This window comes from Flavobacterium pectinovorum, assembly GCF_900142715.1.
GTDB classification, from domain to species: Bacteria; Bacteroidota; Bacteroidia; order Flavobacteriales; family Flavobacteriaceae; genus Flavobacterium; species Flavobacterium pectinovorum.
This window is the reverse complement of record NZ_FRBX01000012.1, coordinates 1-17044: the sequence shown is the minus strand read 5'-3', so window position 1 is coordinate 17044 and position 17044 is coordinate 1. Positions and strand designations below refer to the sequence as shown.

Below are 17044 nucleotides of genomic sequence, written 5' to 3'. Positions count from 1 at the left end.
CGAGGATTGTAACATCTGAAGAAACTGATGAAGTACAAGTCCCATTACTTACTGTAAATCTGTATGTTCCGGCTGCAAGACCTGTAACTGTATAGCTAGTTCCTGTGTTATTAATTGTATTTGAAACGAAACCAGTTTGATTTATTGTCCAGTTACCTGCAGGTAAATTATTTAATGTTACACTTCCCGAAGTAGTACAGTTAACCTCTGTTTGTACTGCTATACTTGGTGTTGTTGGTAACGCATTTACTGTAATTGCAGATGAAGATGTTGCTGAAGTTGCTGTGCAACTATTTGGAACAGTTGTATAATTAATCGTTACTGTTTTACTTCCAGATGTTAGATATCTTAAAGTTACTGTATTATCAGCGCTAGTTCCACCAGAAACAATTGTATAATCTGTTCCTGCAGTTCCCGGAAATCCCCACACATAGGTAGACATTGCCGCTTGAGTAGTGTAAGTAACAGAAGTACCAATACAAGTTGATGCTGCAGGTTGGGCAGTAAATGTTGGCGTTGGTAACGCATTTACAGTAGTTGCAGATGAAGATGTCGCCGAAGTTGCTGTACAACTATTAGGAACAGTTGTATAATTAATAGTTACTGTTTTACTTCCAGTTGTTAGATATCTTAAAGTAACCGTATTATCAGCACTAGTTCCACCAGAAACAATTGTATAATTAGTTCCTGCGGTTCCCGCGAATCCCCAAACATAATTGGACATTGCACCTTGTGTAGTGTAAGTAACAGAAGTACCAATACAGGTTGATGCTGCAGGCTGGGCAGTAAATGTTGGTGTTGGTAACGCATTTACAGTAGTTGCAGATGAAGATGTCGCTGAAGTCGCTGTACAACTATTAGGAACAGTTGTATAATTAATAGTTACTGTTTTGCTTCCTGTTGTTAAATATCTCAACGTTACTGAACTATCATTGCTAGTTCCTCCTGAAATAATTGCATAATCTGTTCCTGCTACTCCCGGTAATCCCCAAACATAATTGGACATTGCCCCTTGTGTAGTATAAGTAACAGAAGTACCAATACAGGTTGATGCTGCAGGCTGGGCAGTAAATGTTGGCGTTGGTAACGCATTTACAGTAGTTGCAGATGAAGATGTCGCTGAAGTTGCTGTACAACTATTAGGAACAGTTGTATAATTAATCGTAACTGTTTTACTTCCAGCTGTTAGATATCTTAAAGTAACCGTATTATCAGCACTAGTTCCACCAGAAACAATTGTATAATCTGTTCCTGCGGTTCCCGGGAATCCCCAAACATAATTGGACATTGCACCTTGTGTAGTATAAGTAACAGAAGTACCAATACAAGTTGATGCTGCAGGCTGGGCAGTAAATGTTGGTGTTGGTAAAGGATTAACCGTAACAGTTACTGTAAAAGTAGCACCCGCACAACCCGCAGAGGTTGGGGTCACTGTATATGTAGCGGTCTGAGCAGTAGCAGAAGGATTTAAAAGTGTTCCTGTAATACTAGTTGGTGATCCTGTACTTGCTGTACCGCCAGTAATTCCTCCCGTTACTGTTGGAATTCCCCAACTGTAGGTTGTTCCTGCAGGAATTGTTCCAGTTGGAGTTACTGTAAAGGCAACACCAGTACATGTCGATGCAGTAGTAGCAGAAATAACTGCTGTTGGTGTAGTTGTAATTGTTACAATATTACTTTCATTATATAAGCAACTTGTTCTTACATTGTTAATGTTAGGAACATTGGCAGTATTTAAAGTAACTAATCTTTTAAACCTTCTTACAATATTTGCAGCAGTATTATTTATAATCGCTGGTGGATCATAAGTTCTGCCATTAGCACCAGATATATCTGTGTAACTACTTCCATCTGTAGAAATCTGCCATTGGAAATTAAGTTGCGGATTTTGAAAATTTGCATCGTTTGAGTTATATTGTAATGATCCCTCTATAACAGCCGGATCACCATTGCTGCAAAAAGTAACAGTTGCCGGAGCGGTAATAGTATTTGCACCTGCATTGAATGCTGCCATAGAAAAGCCTACGACATTTCCTCCTGCATTTTCATAATAATCAAATACAAGATCGTCATCTCCATCCAGATTCACTAAAACATTGTTATAAGTAGTAGAACCTTGTTCAACCCATCTATCAAAGACTTTTGTCCCATTTAAAAACAAACGTATACCATCATCGCCCGTCATTGTAATTAAATAACAACCTGACTTAGTAGTTTTCATTTTATATCTTACTGCAAATCCTTCAGTAAAAATGCTTGCTCTCTGAACTCCATTTGAGTAAACAGGGAAACAATTTCCATCACCTCCAAAACCTTCATTAATAGTTTCAGTAGCTATGTTGTAAGTTCCAGCATAATTAGCTGTGACAAACGGTTCTGGAGAAGCCCCTCCAGCATTGTAAATATGTCCTACCCAGGTATTAGTGCCAAATTCATTTTGAGTTTCTTGTGTATCACCAATTGAATTTAACGTCAAAGCAATTCCACCGGTACCCGCAATTCCAATATTTGAACAACTCCCTGTTGATAAAACAACTTTTATCTGGCCGGAAAATGGTGCTACCCAATTAGAAATTGTAGCTCCTGAAGCAGTAGTATTATTAGCAGTAGGGCTAACTTCTAAATCTGTAGCAGCATCTAAAATATTAAGTTTTTCGTTATTACTAGCGAAAACATTTCCAACTGCAAATGTGTAGTTATATCCCTTAACAACATTAACTAAAGCATATTGACCTGCAGTTGCATTTGCTGTAGTTTGTGTCATGCTATTATCGATACAAAAAGTATATGTGCCTAATGATGTAGTTGGAGTGTCTCCATTAATTACAAAAGTTGTAGGAGTTCTTGCGCAAGATCCTCCTGACGCAGCATAATATGTAGTTGTGCCAACTGTATTAGTATTAGCTAAACCAGAACCAGCAACTCCAACCGGATTGAAAGGAGAACCTCCGCCAATAGGCGTGCCCCCTGTTGCAGCTGTATACCAACTAACTGGCGATGTTGTAACTTGACCTCCTGCTGGCGGCGTGACAGTCCAAGTATAGTCACCACTATAAGTACCCGACGAGTTATTATAAGTAGTAGAGATCAAAGTATACACTACTCCTGCAATTAAAGTAGGAGTCATTCTTGGTTCGGCATTTAGTCCTGAATTATCATCATCGCCAATTATCCAGTTACCTCCGCCAGGACATGTCCCTGGTGTAAAGTTTCCTGAATAAATATATGCCATACCATCATAAGCATTGGTATCTGTCATTTTAAAAGTGTAAACTCCTGTTGTACTAACAGTAAAACTTGTTGCCGTGTAATTTCTAACAATCCCTGCTACAAAACCACAGTTTGTGTTATTGTTCATTGAGGTTGTAGGTATAGATGCTGTAGCATCTGTTGCAGCATTCCAAGAACCTGTAAATGTGTTTGCAGTAACTCCATTTGTTGTTGAAGTTAAAGAACCTGTACCTCCCTGACAGATAGATGCTCCTGTAGTAATTGGAGAGGAGCAAACTGTACCATTAAATGTAAAATCATTGATAGCATATGTCTTAGTGGCATTTGTACCCCCCCATGCATATATTCTAAAAGTTATAGCTGTACCTATGTTTTGATATGAAGCTCCTAATAATGAAATAGTATTTGTTCCTACAACCGCCGAGCCAATATCTGCAGTAAAATTATCTACACTGGATCTAACAGCAAAACTTGAGGGTGCAGTTCCCGATCCACCACCACCTGTTTGACCAGTATATTGAAGACTTATAAAATCTATTTTATATCCATTATTTGGTGTTAGAATAAATTCGATATACTTAGTGGAAGTAAAGCCATTATTCCAATTACCTGTAGTATAGCTATTGTTTCCATTTGCACCAGAAACTCCAGTTCGACTTATTCCTGATACTGAAATATTTGCATTTTTAGTTTCCCCACTTGTATATGGGCTAGTTAGTCCTGGATTTGTCCCGGTAATTGGATTTGTCCAAATCGATTGTCCAAAAGTCAGGACAGGGAAAATAATAAAAATAATGAGTAAAAGTAGTTTTCTAATCATATAGTAGTGGTATTTGTGATTACATTTTGAAAAAAACTTATCAGTATTCTTTAAAAAATAAAAAACATTGATATTTAATCACTTACGATTTTATGATTAGAATGGTTTTCAAATGTTAATGTTAAAATAAATTTTAACATTTTGAAAGCATTTATTTACAAACAAAATTTTGAAATAAATACATTAAAAACACATTCAACTTTCAAAAAAAGCTAACTCTTTAAATATCAGAACTTTTTAAAATAAAGTATTCCTTTTAAGATTATTCTAGTCCAAATAAAGTGTAAAAAACAGTTTATTACAAGTATTTTATTTTAAAAATTAACTTTTCCGACAAATAGCATCAATTACCGACCAAATGCATTTTTTTGTGTTAACAAAAAAACGATTGCTTTAAAAACCCTACTTTTTATACCTTCATTTTTTTGATTTTTTCGCAAAAAAAAAGTCCACTCGTCTATAACAAGTGGACTTTTCGCTGTATTATTGCTTTTTAGTAAACTATTTTATATGTTTTTGTTTCGTTCGTATCTAAAATTACTTTCACTAATAAAACCTGATTTTTGACTTTCAAATTGTCAATTTTCACCACTGTATCTGATAAATTTGCTGTTTTATAAATCATTTTACCAGTAAGATCATAAATATAAACTGTGTCTACTTTTTCAGTACCAGATGTAATAGTAATTACCTTATTATGCACAGCAACCAAAACATTTTTATCGTTCGCCTCAAATTCTCCCAAACCTAATGTTTTGTTTACATAAGTCAATACAAAACGATCTGTATAAGTTCCCGTTGCAGTTGAAAATGTATAATTGCTGCTCTTTAAATTATGAACTGTATTTGTGACTTTATCTTCAATATAAATAGCATGATTGCGTAAATCGCCATCAACATGATCTATCGAAATTGTAAAATCGCCGGCAATAGTGCTTCTGTATCCTAATGGAACAATATCTTTATCTGTAAACGGCAAGGATCGGCCCTGAATTACATATTTATTATCATTTGCGATACTATAAAAATCCAAATACGGATTACCATCAAATGTTACGCCATCGTATTTGCTTTCAAAATCATTAGTTGCTCCTTCAATGTAACCAATCAGCATTTGCTTAAAGGCTCCTTCGCTATTAGTCATATTTAACCATAATCGATGTCTTTCAGGTAATGCTGAATTTGAATTATTTTCAGGTTTAAAAAACTGAGAATTGTCAATTCCTCCCAATCGCATATTATTGGTAAATGCAACTGTTCCTGCATTATTAGCGGTTGCAAAGAAAGATTGACCCGCCCCGATTTTACCGGTTGGAGTACTGTCGTTATTTTGTGGTGTTCCCGTTGGTGCTGGTGTTCCTATACCAACACCACCAGTAAAATTATAACTGGCATAATCATCCGAATTATATCGGTAAGCACCTACTAAAACCACAGGAGTATTATGTGTCCAGAAGTATAGAGTTCCGTCTAAAAAAAGATTTGCGCTTAAAAAAAGATTTGCATCTAAAGCAGATGGATACGGATTTCCAATTAAATAAAATTTACCCGCTGATACAGTTTCTCCAAATAAATCACCATTATTTGGCTGACCGATAAAAGAAGCCGTAAAAGTAACTTTATTAGTAAGTGAATAATTCTGAGGAGCACGAATACTGTACCCTTTTCCAATTAACATATAACTGTTTCGATTGATGATTGCCCAACGATCTCCATTATAAGAAAAATATTTATCACCCAAAGTTAAAGGAGAAACATCAATAAGCCTTTGCGGATTTACAGGTGTTGACCAATAAACAAAATCTCCCCTAAGAATTGGAGTAGTAGTTCGTTGATAAGTAATATTACCTGTATTGATAGCATTATTTATTTGTAATAAACTGGCATTATTTTCAAAAGTTACACTTCCTCCATTATTTGATAATGAATTCGTTAACGTAAGAGTATCTAAAGCTTGAATTGTAACACTTACTCCTGTGTTTACAGTACAGCTACAAGCTGTAATATCTCCAACACCACCGCCAGCTGAGATAAAGTCTCCCGCAAAAATAATGTCCTGATCCGCTGTAGGTGTTCCATTAGACCATGAAGTGGTGTAGGTATTTGTAACTAGACTGGGCACGACCGCATTTGCAGAAATTACCGAAGTACAAATCCCATTACTTACTGTAAAAGCGTAAGTATTGGATGAAAGTCCGGAAATAGTAACAGTTGTTCCTGAATAAGGCTCTATTATTTCACCAGGATATAACGTTAGTGTTCCTCCGACAGGCAATCCGCTTAAAGCGATACTACCTGTGGCAACCGTACATGATGCAGGTGTTATAGCTCCAATAATTGGAGCTGAAGGTGATTCATTTATCAATACACTAAAAGCCACTCCCGGACTAGAAACGCATGAATTACCATTTGCTACAGTCAAGGTTCCAGTATAAGTTCCGGGTGCAGTTCCGGCAGGAACATCTATCGAAATTGGACTAGTTGTTAATGCTGCATCGGTAACCGCCACAAAACTATTCGTAGGAGAAGAATCCCATACAATTGTATATGTTGTTGGAGAATTTGTTGTTGCTGTATAAGCTAAAGTTGTATTTTGAGAGCTTGCACTTGAACATACAGGCGCAACTGTTCCCAAGGTAATGGTTGGTAAAGGATTAACAACAACACTAAAAGCTACACCAGAACTTGAAACACAAGAATTAGCATTTGCTACAGTCAAGGTTCCAGTATAAGTTCCGGGTGCAGTACCAGCAGGAACGGCTATTGAAATTGGACTTGCGGTTAATGATGCATTAGTAACCGCTGCAAAAGTATTGGCAGGTGAAGCATCCCAGACAATGCTATAGGTTGTTGGGGAATTTGTCGTTGCTGTATAAGCTAATGTTGTATTTTGAGCAAGACCTGTTGCACAAACAGCTGCGACCGTACCAAGAGTTATTGTTGGCAACGGATTGACAACTACATTAAAAGCAACACCCGCGCTAGAAGTGCAAGAATTTGCATTGCTGACAGTTATTGTTCCGGTATAAGTTCCAGCAGCCGTTCCCGCAGGTACAGCAATACTAATTGGACTTGCATTTAAAGTTGCATTAGTAACAGTTGCAAAAGTATTGGCAGGTGAAGCATTCCAAACAATACTATAAGTTGTTGGTGTTTGTGTCGTTCCCGTATAAGTTAAACTTGTGTTTTGGGCAAGTCCAGTTGCGCAAACCGGTGCTACTGTACCAAGAGTTATGGTTGGTAAAGGATTAACAACAACACTAAAAGCAACACCAGAACTGGAAACACAAGAATTAGCATTTGCTACAGTCAAGGTTCCTGTATAGGTTCCAGCGGCAGTTCCGGCAGGAACAGCTATTGAAATCGGACTCGCATTTAAAGTTGCGTTTGTAACTGCTGCAAAAGTATTGGCAGGAGATGCGTTCCAGACAATGCTATAAGTTGTGGGAGAATTCGTAGTCGCAGTATAAGCCAAAGTTGTGTTTTGGGCAAGACCTGTTGCACAAACTGGTGCAACTGTACCAAGAGTTATCGTTGACAAAGGATTAACAACAACACTAAAAGCCACACCAGAACTGGAAACACATGAATTACCATTTGCTACGGTCAAAGTCCCACTATAAGTTCCGGGTGCGGTACCTGCAGGAACAGCTATTGAAATTGGGCTAGCATTTAAAGTTGCATTTGTAACCGCTACAAAACTATTCGTAGGAGAAGCATTCCAAACAATGCTATAGGTTGTTGGAGAATTTGTTGTTGCTGTATAAGCTAAAGTTGTATTTTGAGAACTTGTACTTGAACATACAGGCTCAACTGTACCCAAGGTAATGGTTGGCAAAGGATTGACAACAACACTAAAAGCTACACCAGAACTGGAAACACAAGAATTAGCATTTGCTACAGTCAAGGTTCCAGTATAAGTTCCGGGTGCAGTTGCTGCAGGAACTGCTATTGAAATTGGGCTAGCATTTAAAGTTGCGTTTGTAACCGCTACAAAACTATTCGCAGGAGATGCATTCCAGGTAATGCTGTATGTTGTGGGTGAATTTGTAGTTGCCGTATATGCTAAAGTTGTATTTTGAGCGAGTCCCGTTGCACACACCGGAGCTGCTGTACCAAGAGTTATAGTAGGCAAAGGATTGACAACTACACTAAACGCTACTCCCGGACTCGAAGTACAAGAATTCGCATTTTTGACAGTTATTGTTCCCGTATAAGTTCCTGCAGCCGTTCCTGTTGGTACTGCTATTAAAATTGGACTCGCATTTAAAGTAGCATCAGTAACTGCTGCAAAAGTATTAGCAGGAGATGCGTTCCAGACAATGCTGTAAGTTGTTGGAGTTTGTGTCGTTCCTGTATATGCTAAAGTTGTATTTTGGGCAAATCCTGTTGCACAAACTGGTGCAACTGTACCAAGAGTTATGGTTGGCAAAGGATTGACAACAACACTAAAAGCTACTCCCGGACTTGAAGTACAAGAATTCGCATTTTTGACAGTTATAGTTCCGGTATAAGTTCCGGCAGCCGTTCCAGCAGGTACGGCAATACTAATCGGACTTGCACTTAAAGTAGCATCAGTAACTGCTGCAAAAGTATTGGCAGGAGATGCGTTCCAGACAATGCTGTAAGTTGTTGGTGATTGTGTCGTACCGGTATATGCTAAAGTTGTATTTTGAGCAAGTCCAGTTGCACAAACGGGTGAGATAGTACCCAAAGTAATTGTAGGCAAAGGGTTTACTATTACGGTTGTAAAATTTGACTCTATAGATGCACATGTTCCACTTTGCACAATTGCTCTAAACTGAGTTGTTTGAGTAAGTGATCCTGAAGTATAAGTTGTTAATGTATTTGCAATATCTGCCCATGTTGAAAATGGACTTACAGAAGATTGCCATTTCACAACAGTTCCTGTATGTCCACTTAAAGTTAATTGAGCACTTGGGAAACCACTACAAATTGTTGTACCACCATTAACTGATCCTCCTACAGATGCAGGAGATACAGTAACAGTTGCAGTATTATTTGTATTTGTATTAGAAACACAAACACCAGATCTTAATGATGTAATAGTTATGTCGCTTGTTCCAAGAGTTGTAAAACCACCAGCAGTAAAGGTTCCTGTACCTGCTGTAGTGATTGTCATTGGCGCTGTTAAGGCAGTTCCGGCTGGACTGCTACGATTGTAAGTTACAGTATAAACCCCTATCGGTAAAAAGGTAGCGGAAGATGTGATTGTTACTTCAGAAGTTCCTGATGTGACACAAACATTTGCTGCTGAAGTTGCGTTAATTTGATAAGTAGGACAGGTATAGGTAACAATTACCTGACCACGTGCTCCTGTACCTCCAATCTGGGCAGCACCTAAAGCAGAATTAATGGCCCCTGAACCTCCACCACCAGGTGGGGTTCCCGCATTTCCGGTACCATTACCTAAAATTAAACTTGAGATCGCAGCTCCTCCAGCTCCTCCTCCTGGTGTAGCTCCTGTTCCACCTGCACCAGAGGTAAGTCCTAGCGATAGAAGAGCAGAACTTCCATTTCCTCCATTTGTACCAGGATTTTTTGTTGTTCCAACCGAGGCGCTTGTCGTGCCTCCTGGACCTCCTGTAGGAGTATTACCGGTAGTATTTGCACCACCTCCTGTACCTCCTGCTGCAAAAATAGAGCTTTCAAAACCTAAAATAGTAGAACTTCCTCCAGTGTTTCCATTACCAAGTGCTCCTGCAGTAGTTCCTGCAACTGAGACCGATAAAGTGTTACCTGCAACAACTGTAATATTAGCCGCTGCATAAGCTCCACCTCCGCCACCTGCAGCACCCCTTCCCAAAAGTACTCCAGCGCCAGCAGCTCCACCTCCGGCTCCGCCACCTCCCCAAGCCTGAACTGCCATACTTGTAACTCCCGCAGGGACTACTAATGAGCCATTGGCTGTGAATGTGTGTGGAGGCTGAGCCCATAAAGAAGCATAGATAATAGAAAATAATAAAGATAGTTTTAGCTTCATAATAGTGGTGTTTAAGAGTTTAACAAATTATTTACCTGTACTATCTTTAAGAAAAAAGGACATTGATTTCAGTAAATGATTATATATACTTTTTTCTTAAAAACGAACAGTACCTAAGTTACTGAATTAAAGATATTTATGTCAATAAAAGTAATATTTACTTACAAGAATTACATATTTAGAAATTTTCTATCTTTGTTTTCTTAAAAAATTAAGTGTTTAGTTGTAAATTCTTACTTTTAACTAAAAATATTTAATATTTTCACACTATCAATTTTGCTGTAACCCTATGACAATCAAAGAAGCAATACAAAAATTAGAACACTTTTGTGCCTATCAGGAGCGTTGTCATGCTGAAGTAACTTCCAAACTATATGATTTGAAAATGACTACCGAAGAGATGGATCAAATTATTGTTCACTTAATTCAGGAAAATTTTTTAAATGAAACCCGTTTTGCATGCAGTTTTGCCCGAGGAAAGCATCGTATTAAACATTGGGGTAAAATCAGAATTACAAATGAGTTGAAATTCAGGCAAATTTCTAATGCTAATATAACTTTGGCTTTAAAGGAAATTTCTGCTGAAGAATACCAAAACACATTTGATGAACTTTCTGAAAGATGTTGGCATAGTATAAGTGAAAAAAATACTCTGAAAAAGCGAAAGAAATTTTGTGATTATTTATTAAGAAGAGGTTATGAAAGTAATTTGGTTTATGATAAACTGAAAGATTTTGAACAAAATTTGTAGTGATTTTTCACTTTAAAAAGCTTGTGAGGAAAATCTCTTTTGTATTTCAAATAACAATCGTAAAAAACCTATAATTTGAATGAATTTAAGGAATGTCAGAAAATCATTATTTTGAGGATAATTCACCATATCTGACGTTTTTTTGATAATTACTCCAAAAAATTACACTCATTTCCGTTTATATTAGCGATTTTTCTTATTTTTAACTTCACTGTTTTATAGGAAATAACACGAATTGTTGTTTTTTTCGATGTATTTCAACGACTTTTTTAACGTTTCATCGATTAAATAGTGCTTCTCAAAACCCTTTTTCAAACAAACACGTAGATGTATCTATCTTTGCTCGGTCAATTTATTATGCCAGCATAACAACCTGATAGAAAACATTTAACATGAAGAAAACTTTACTTTTATTTTTATTTTTACCTTTTTTTGGATTTAGTCAGGTTGACTTAGTAAAATGGGATGCAGCATCAAATAGTAATCAATTTATATCTACAAATATTGCAAGTACAGTAACTGGCCAAAATGTAACATCAAACGGTGCAAGTTTATCTTATATTTATGAAAATGATGATAGTGTGTTTTTTCAAACAGGAAACTGGCCAACTCCGGCAGATAAAGGTGGCGAGTATGATCCTGCCAAATATGTACAATTTGCAATAAAACCAAATACAAATTATAAAGCCGACTTAAGCACTTTTACTTTTGAATGCCGATCTGGATCTGGAAAATTTAGAATTAAGTACTCTAAAGACGCTACTTTTGCAACTGGAGTTAAGGATTTAGTTGCCGAAACAGCATCTCCAAGTTCCTGGACGACTTATAGCCCAAGTTTTTCTACAGAAATAAATCCTGTACTAAGTACCGAAACTGTTTACATCAGAATTTATTCTTATAGCACTTACAATACCTTTGAAATAAAAACTGGCACAAAAAATACCAATATCATACCTCTTTTAAGAGGAACGATAACAAACTTTGACTCTGCTAAAATTTTGGCTATAAATGATTATGTAGACACAAAAAAAGAATTAGCAGTCAATATCAATCCGTTAAATAACGACGTAAAGAAAGAAAATGTTACTTCACTTGTAATTTCTACTCCGCCATCAGCATCAACAGGAACTGCAATTATTAACCCGGATAAAACAATAACTTTTAATCCTACAGTAGGTTTTACGGGTTCTACGACTTTTAATTATACAATATCAAATGCAAGCGAAACTTCAACAGCTACTGTAAAAATAACAATTGCTGATAATACAAATAATACATTGTCTCTTTGGAACGGAGCTTCAAATAGTTTTAATCCGGTTACAAATGCCTATGTTGATTCAAACTCACCAATAACAGCTACCGGCGCATCATTAAATTATCAATATCAAAATACAACTACAGCTTTTTTTCAAACCGGAAGCTGGCCAAACCCATCGGAAAATGGAGGTAGTTACGATGCGAACAAATACATTCAATTTAAAATAAATCCTGACTCCAATCATCAATTAACTTTAAAGCAATTTAGCTTTATTTACAGAGGAGCAGACGGTCAGAAATTCCAGGTTAGATATTCGAAAGATGTCAATTTTGCAACAGGAGTTAAAGCCTTGATTCCTGAAACAAATAGTGCTACGGATTGGACAAATTTAAGCGGTACTTTTTCTTCAGATACAAATCCGGTACTTACTACAGAAACTGTTTATGTAAGGTTTTATGTTTATAGCACGTATAATACTTTCGAAATAAAAAATGGAAATGGTAATAGTGAAGGTCCATATATAACCGGTACAGTAAAAGACGTTAACACCCTAACTGCAAACGATGATTTTATATCAACTCCAATTAACGCAGCTGTTGTAATTCCAATTTTAGCAAATGATGTTGTTGGTGGTTCTGCTTTACAAGCAATTACTGTTACACAACCTTCAAACGGAACTGTAACTGTAAACGGTACAACTAACATCACTTTTACGCCGGCAAGTAATTTTACGGGAACAGCTACATTTACATACACATTACGTAATGCAAATTCAAATTATTCTTCTGCAACTGTTTATGTAAATGGAACAGCGCCATTATGTACTGCTACGCCAACTCCAGGAATTAACTACTGGAAAGGGTTTGTTTATACTTATACAGGTAATGCACCTGCCGCGACAACATATGTAGGATCTATAGCCGAAAAATCAATTTTTGACAGAAATGTTGGTGAAAGTACAATTACCGGAGATGCAACTGTAGAAGCAAACAACTTTTGCGGTACTGCACCAAGCGATAAATTCTTTGTTCGTTATTTAATGCAAACTAACGTAGCAACAACTGAAACTTACAGTTTTAATATTGGAGGAGATGACGGTGTTCGACTGTATATTGATGGAAATTTGGTTACGATGAGCCCTACAAATTCATGGGGCGATCATAGTTATATCAGATACGCTGCACAATATACTTTAACAGCCGGAACGCATAATTTTGCACTAGAATATTATGAGAATGCACAAGCTGCGAGAGTTTCATTTTCGTACGGTGCTATAAAAGGCGATACTACTTTTCCGTTTGGAGATTATAAATGGAACGTTTATGGTTTTACACTTCCGGACATTTCATTAGTAGCAGCAAGTTATGCAGGTACTTACGTAGATTCTAATTTAAGTATCAACACGCAGACATTCTGGAACAAAACAAAATCGCCTTCTTATTACTCAGGCTGGCAAGGAGCTCCAATAGATGTAGATCAATTTGCAATTACATATAAACGCCAGGGATTTGCTTGTGGACGCTACCAAATACAATTAGTAAACTGTGATGATGTTGCTGAAATTTATATAGATGGCACAAAAATCTTTACTCAAAATGGGTATACTACTGCATCAACATTAATTAATAATGGGCAAACGTATCCTTTAAACGCTAGCTCAAAAGTTGAAGTGCGTTTAAGAGAAGATGGTGGAGATGCAAATGTTGCCATTAATTTTATTGATGCCCCTTCTGTGTATGACGGATCGACGAATATAATTCCAACAGGTTCTTCAATAATTGTAAATAATGACTTAACCTTAACGGGAAATCTGGAAGTTTGTTCTTGTACAGTAGCTGCAGGTAAAACTTTTACAATACCTGCTGATTTAACATTAACGGTTAACGAAAACATTGTTGTAAATACAAATGCTAAACTTGTTATAAAAAACAACGGATCATTAGTACAAACAAATAATACTGCCACATATACAGGATCTGCTGATTCGTTTCAAATGGAACGTATTTCGACTCCGATGAAAAACTTTGATTATACTTATTGGTCATCTCCTGTTATAGGACAAAAATTAAAAGTATTATCTCCTAATACATTAGGTGACAAGTATATGTCATATAATGGAACTTCATGGGCAATTGAAAATGGTAATAATGTAATGAAAGCAGGAAAAGGATACATCATTCGTGTTCCTAAACCAAATAGCATTTATTCAAATGGTAAAGATTATTGGACAGGAACTACTTATGCTCAGCCGGTAAATTTTATTGGAATCCCAAATAATGGAATTATAACTGGTGAAGCACTTAAGGCTGGTAGCCCTCAATTAATTGGTAATCCATATCCATCAGCAATAGATGCAGATGCATTTTTATCAAACGCAAACAATTCATTTTTAGAAGGAACTATATATTTCTGGACGCATAATACAAAAATTACGAAAAACAAATATACCTCGGATGATTATGCTGCTTATAACAGACTTGGAGGAATAGCAACAAAGGCAGAAAGTTCAAAAACAGGAGGAGCCAACACTGATGCTCCACTAGGAAAAATTGCAGCAGGGCAATCATTCTTTGCTGTTACAAAAACAGCTGGTAATGCATACTTTAACAATAGTATGCGTGCTGTTGGAAATAACTCTCAGTTCTTTAAAACGGCAAGTTTAGAAAAACATCGTGTATGGCTTAATTTAACCAATGATGAAGGTGCTTTTAAGCAAACTTTAATTGGATATGTTGACGGAGCAACAAACGATTTTGATAACGATTTTGACGGAGCAGTTTTTAATCAGAATGCCTATGTGAATTTCTACAGCATTTATAATGAATCAACATTATTATCCATTCAGGGACGTGCTTTGCCACTAGACAATAGCGATGTTGTGCCATTAGGATATTCATCTACAATTGCCGGAGATTTTACAATTGCAATTGACAACGCAGATGGTGATTTAGCAAGCAAAAGTATTTTTATTGAAGATAAAACATTAGGAACAATTACTAATTTATCTCAAACCGATTACAAATTTACTACAGCTATAGGTACTTTTAATGACCGTTTTGTTCTACGTTATACAAATAAAACATTAGGAACAGGAGATTTTGAAAGTACAGCAGAAACTGTTGTAGTTGGAGTTCAAAATAAAACGATAACGATAAATTCATCAAAAGAAAATATTGATACAGTTTATATCTATGATATTTCAGGCAAATTATTATACAAGAAAAAACAAGTTGATGATAAACAATTAACTATAGGCAATCTGGGTATTGGTCAACAAATAATTCTTGTAAAAGTGATATTAGAAAACGAACATATAAATACAGTAAAATCAATGTTTAGATAATATCTCAAATTTAGTACTAAATCCGACAGCGAAAGTTGTTGGATTTTTTTGGATAATGACAATTGCAATAAATAATCAAAATGCAGGTAGTCATGTTTTAAAAATAAAATCAAAAAACTAATAATTATAATTATCCCCAAAGAAACTATAACCAAACTTAAATTGTATGTCCCCAAAAATACTTTTAACCATTCGTTCTTTATTTTTAAAAAATATAGGAATACTTTTTTTTCTGGTTTCCTTTAATATGTTAAGCCAAAGTACCATTATTCCTGTCTCAAGAATCCATACCGACTGGAAAGGATATTGGACATCAAATGCTGTAACAGGATCAGGAAACAGACCTGACAGAGAGAATAATTTACTGGCATTTTCATGGAACGGCGTAACTTATTCTACAGGAGTTAATGATAATGTGCTTACTACAAATGGAGTAACTTTTAATGCTCAAAAATTTAGAGCATTGAAAATTCAAACTTTAGGGTTAAACACAAATATGTATTATCTGCAGGGTTCAATGATAGATGAATCAGCAGGTAGTGCTTTTTTACGCCCCGCATTAACCGGAACAACTTCTACAGGTGCAGAACTTGCTTCCAGACTTACGGATGGCACGAATGGTTTGAGTCTTGGAACAGGTATTGCAAACATAAAAGCAGGGGTAGCCGAATTTAAAATTGGAACCAATAATATAAATACGAACGGTTTAAATGATAATATTCCGGATATAATAGTAACTCAGGTAGCTGAACCAGGGAATCAATATGATACTTTTAAATTTATAGATGCGGCAGGAAACACAGTAGGAACTGTTTTATCTATAAAATTTGATACCGTTACAGCAATTGGGACTTATAGCCTTGATTTATTTAGGGCTGATAATGGTGCCGTCGCTTTTAGTCCTGCAGCGACAAGAGACATTAGAATGTTGGGAATTGAAGCAAGTGCGTTTGGCATTAATGCTTCTAATGCAGCATCGGTAGATCGCTTTGTTGTTACTTTTTCAGGAAGTTCAGATTGTGCCTTTATTGCTTTTAATAGTAATTCATTAAAAATTGCAGAACTAAGTCTTGTTAAAAAAGCCTCCATGTCATCTTGTGGAAAATTAGGCGATAAAATCAATTATACTTTTGAAGTTACCAACACTAGAGATGTGCCAATTACTGATATCACGGTTACTGATCCACTGGTACCAACTATTACAGGCAATCCAATTGCTTTATTAGCTCCAGGAGATAAAGTTACATTAACAGGCACTTATACAATTACGGCTGCTGATGTGGCCGCTGGCCGGGTTGTTAATTCAGCAAAAGTAACAGGAAAAGATCCTTCACTAAATATAATTGAAGATATTTCGGGAGATACAAATAATGATAACATTGCAACAACAACTATTTTATTAACACCACCTACAACAGGAACTCCAACACCCGTAACCTGTACTGCCCAAGGAACAGTGACATTAACTGATATGCCTTCTGGTAACTGGACATTAGAAAGAAATCCAGGCGCTGTTACAACATCTGGTTCGGGAACCAGTTATACAGTTACAGGTCTTGCGGTCGGAACCTATACTTTTAGAGTAACAAATAGTGTTGGTTGTAAATCACCATCTACTGGAAACGTTGTTATTACCA

5 protein-coding genes are annotated in these 17044 nt (G+C 36.3%); 3 read left to right on the top strand and 2 right to left on the bottom strand.

Annotation, left to right across the window (positions count from 1 at the left end; all coding sequences use genetic code 11):
* Both BUE22_RS23385 and BUE22_RS23535 read right to left on the bottom strand, forming a co-directional pair.
* Nucleotides 1-4051: beta strand repeat-containing protein (locus BUE22_RS23385; RefSeq protein ID WP_317043549.1), on the bottom strand; the 4051-nt coding region annotated here is incomplete at its 3' end.
* A gap of 493 nt (nt 4052-4544) precedes the next feature.
* Nucleotides 4545-10055: a T9SS sorting signal type C domain-containing protein gene (locus BUE22_RS23535; protein ID WP_084540324.1), complete on the bottom strand. Its 5511-nt coding sequence runs from the start codon at nt 10053-10055 to the stop codon at nt 4545-4547.
* Nucleotides 10056-10344: 289 nt separating this feature from the next.
* Between BUE22_RS23535 and BUE22_RS23375 the strand changes: the two genes are divergently transcribed.
* The 3 genes from BUE22_RS23375 to BUE22_RS23365 all read left to right on the top strand — a co-directional run.
* Complete coding sequence (locus BUE22_RS23375) at nt 10345-10806, top strand: regulatory protein RecX (RefSeq protein WP_042565262.1); 462 nt, start codon at nt 10345-10347, stop codon at nt 10804-10806.
* Between the two features lie 392 nt (nt 10807-11198).
* A complete protein-coding gene (locus tag BUE22_RS23370) occupies nt 11199-15407 on the top strand; it encodes an Ig-like domain-containing protein (RefSeq protein ID WP_073398367.1) in 4209 nt (1402 codons plus the stop codon).
* A 166-nt stretch (nt 15408-15573) separates the two neighbouring features.
* A partial coding sequence (locus BUE22_RS23365; protein ID WP_143165860.1) for a DUF7507 domain-containing protein occupies nt 15574-17044 on the top strand: 1471 nt, incomplete at its 3' end.

Coding starts and splice junctions, on each gene's coding strand:
- BUE22_RS23375 (WP_042565262.1), top strand. CDS start 10,345: ATGACAATCAAAGAAGCAATACAAAAATTAGAACACTTTTGTGCCTAT.
- BUE22_RS23370 (WP_073398367.1), top strand. CDS start 11,199: ATGAAGAAAACTTTACTTTTATTTTTATTTTTACCTTTTTTTGGATTT.
- BUE22_RS23535 (WP_084540324.1), bottom strand. CDS start 10,055: ATGAAGCTAAAACTATCTTTATTATTTTCTATTATCTATGCTTCTTTA.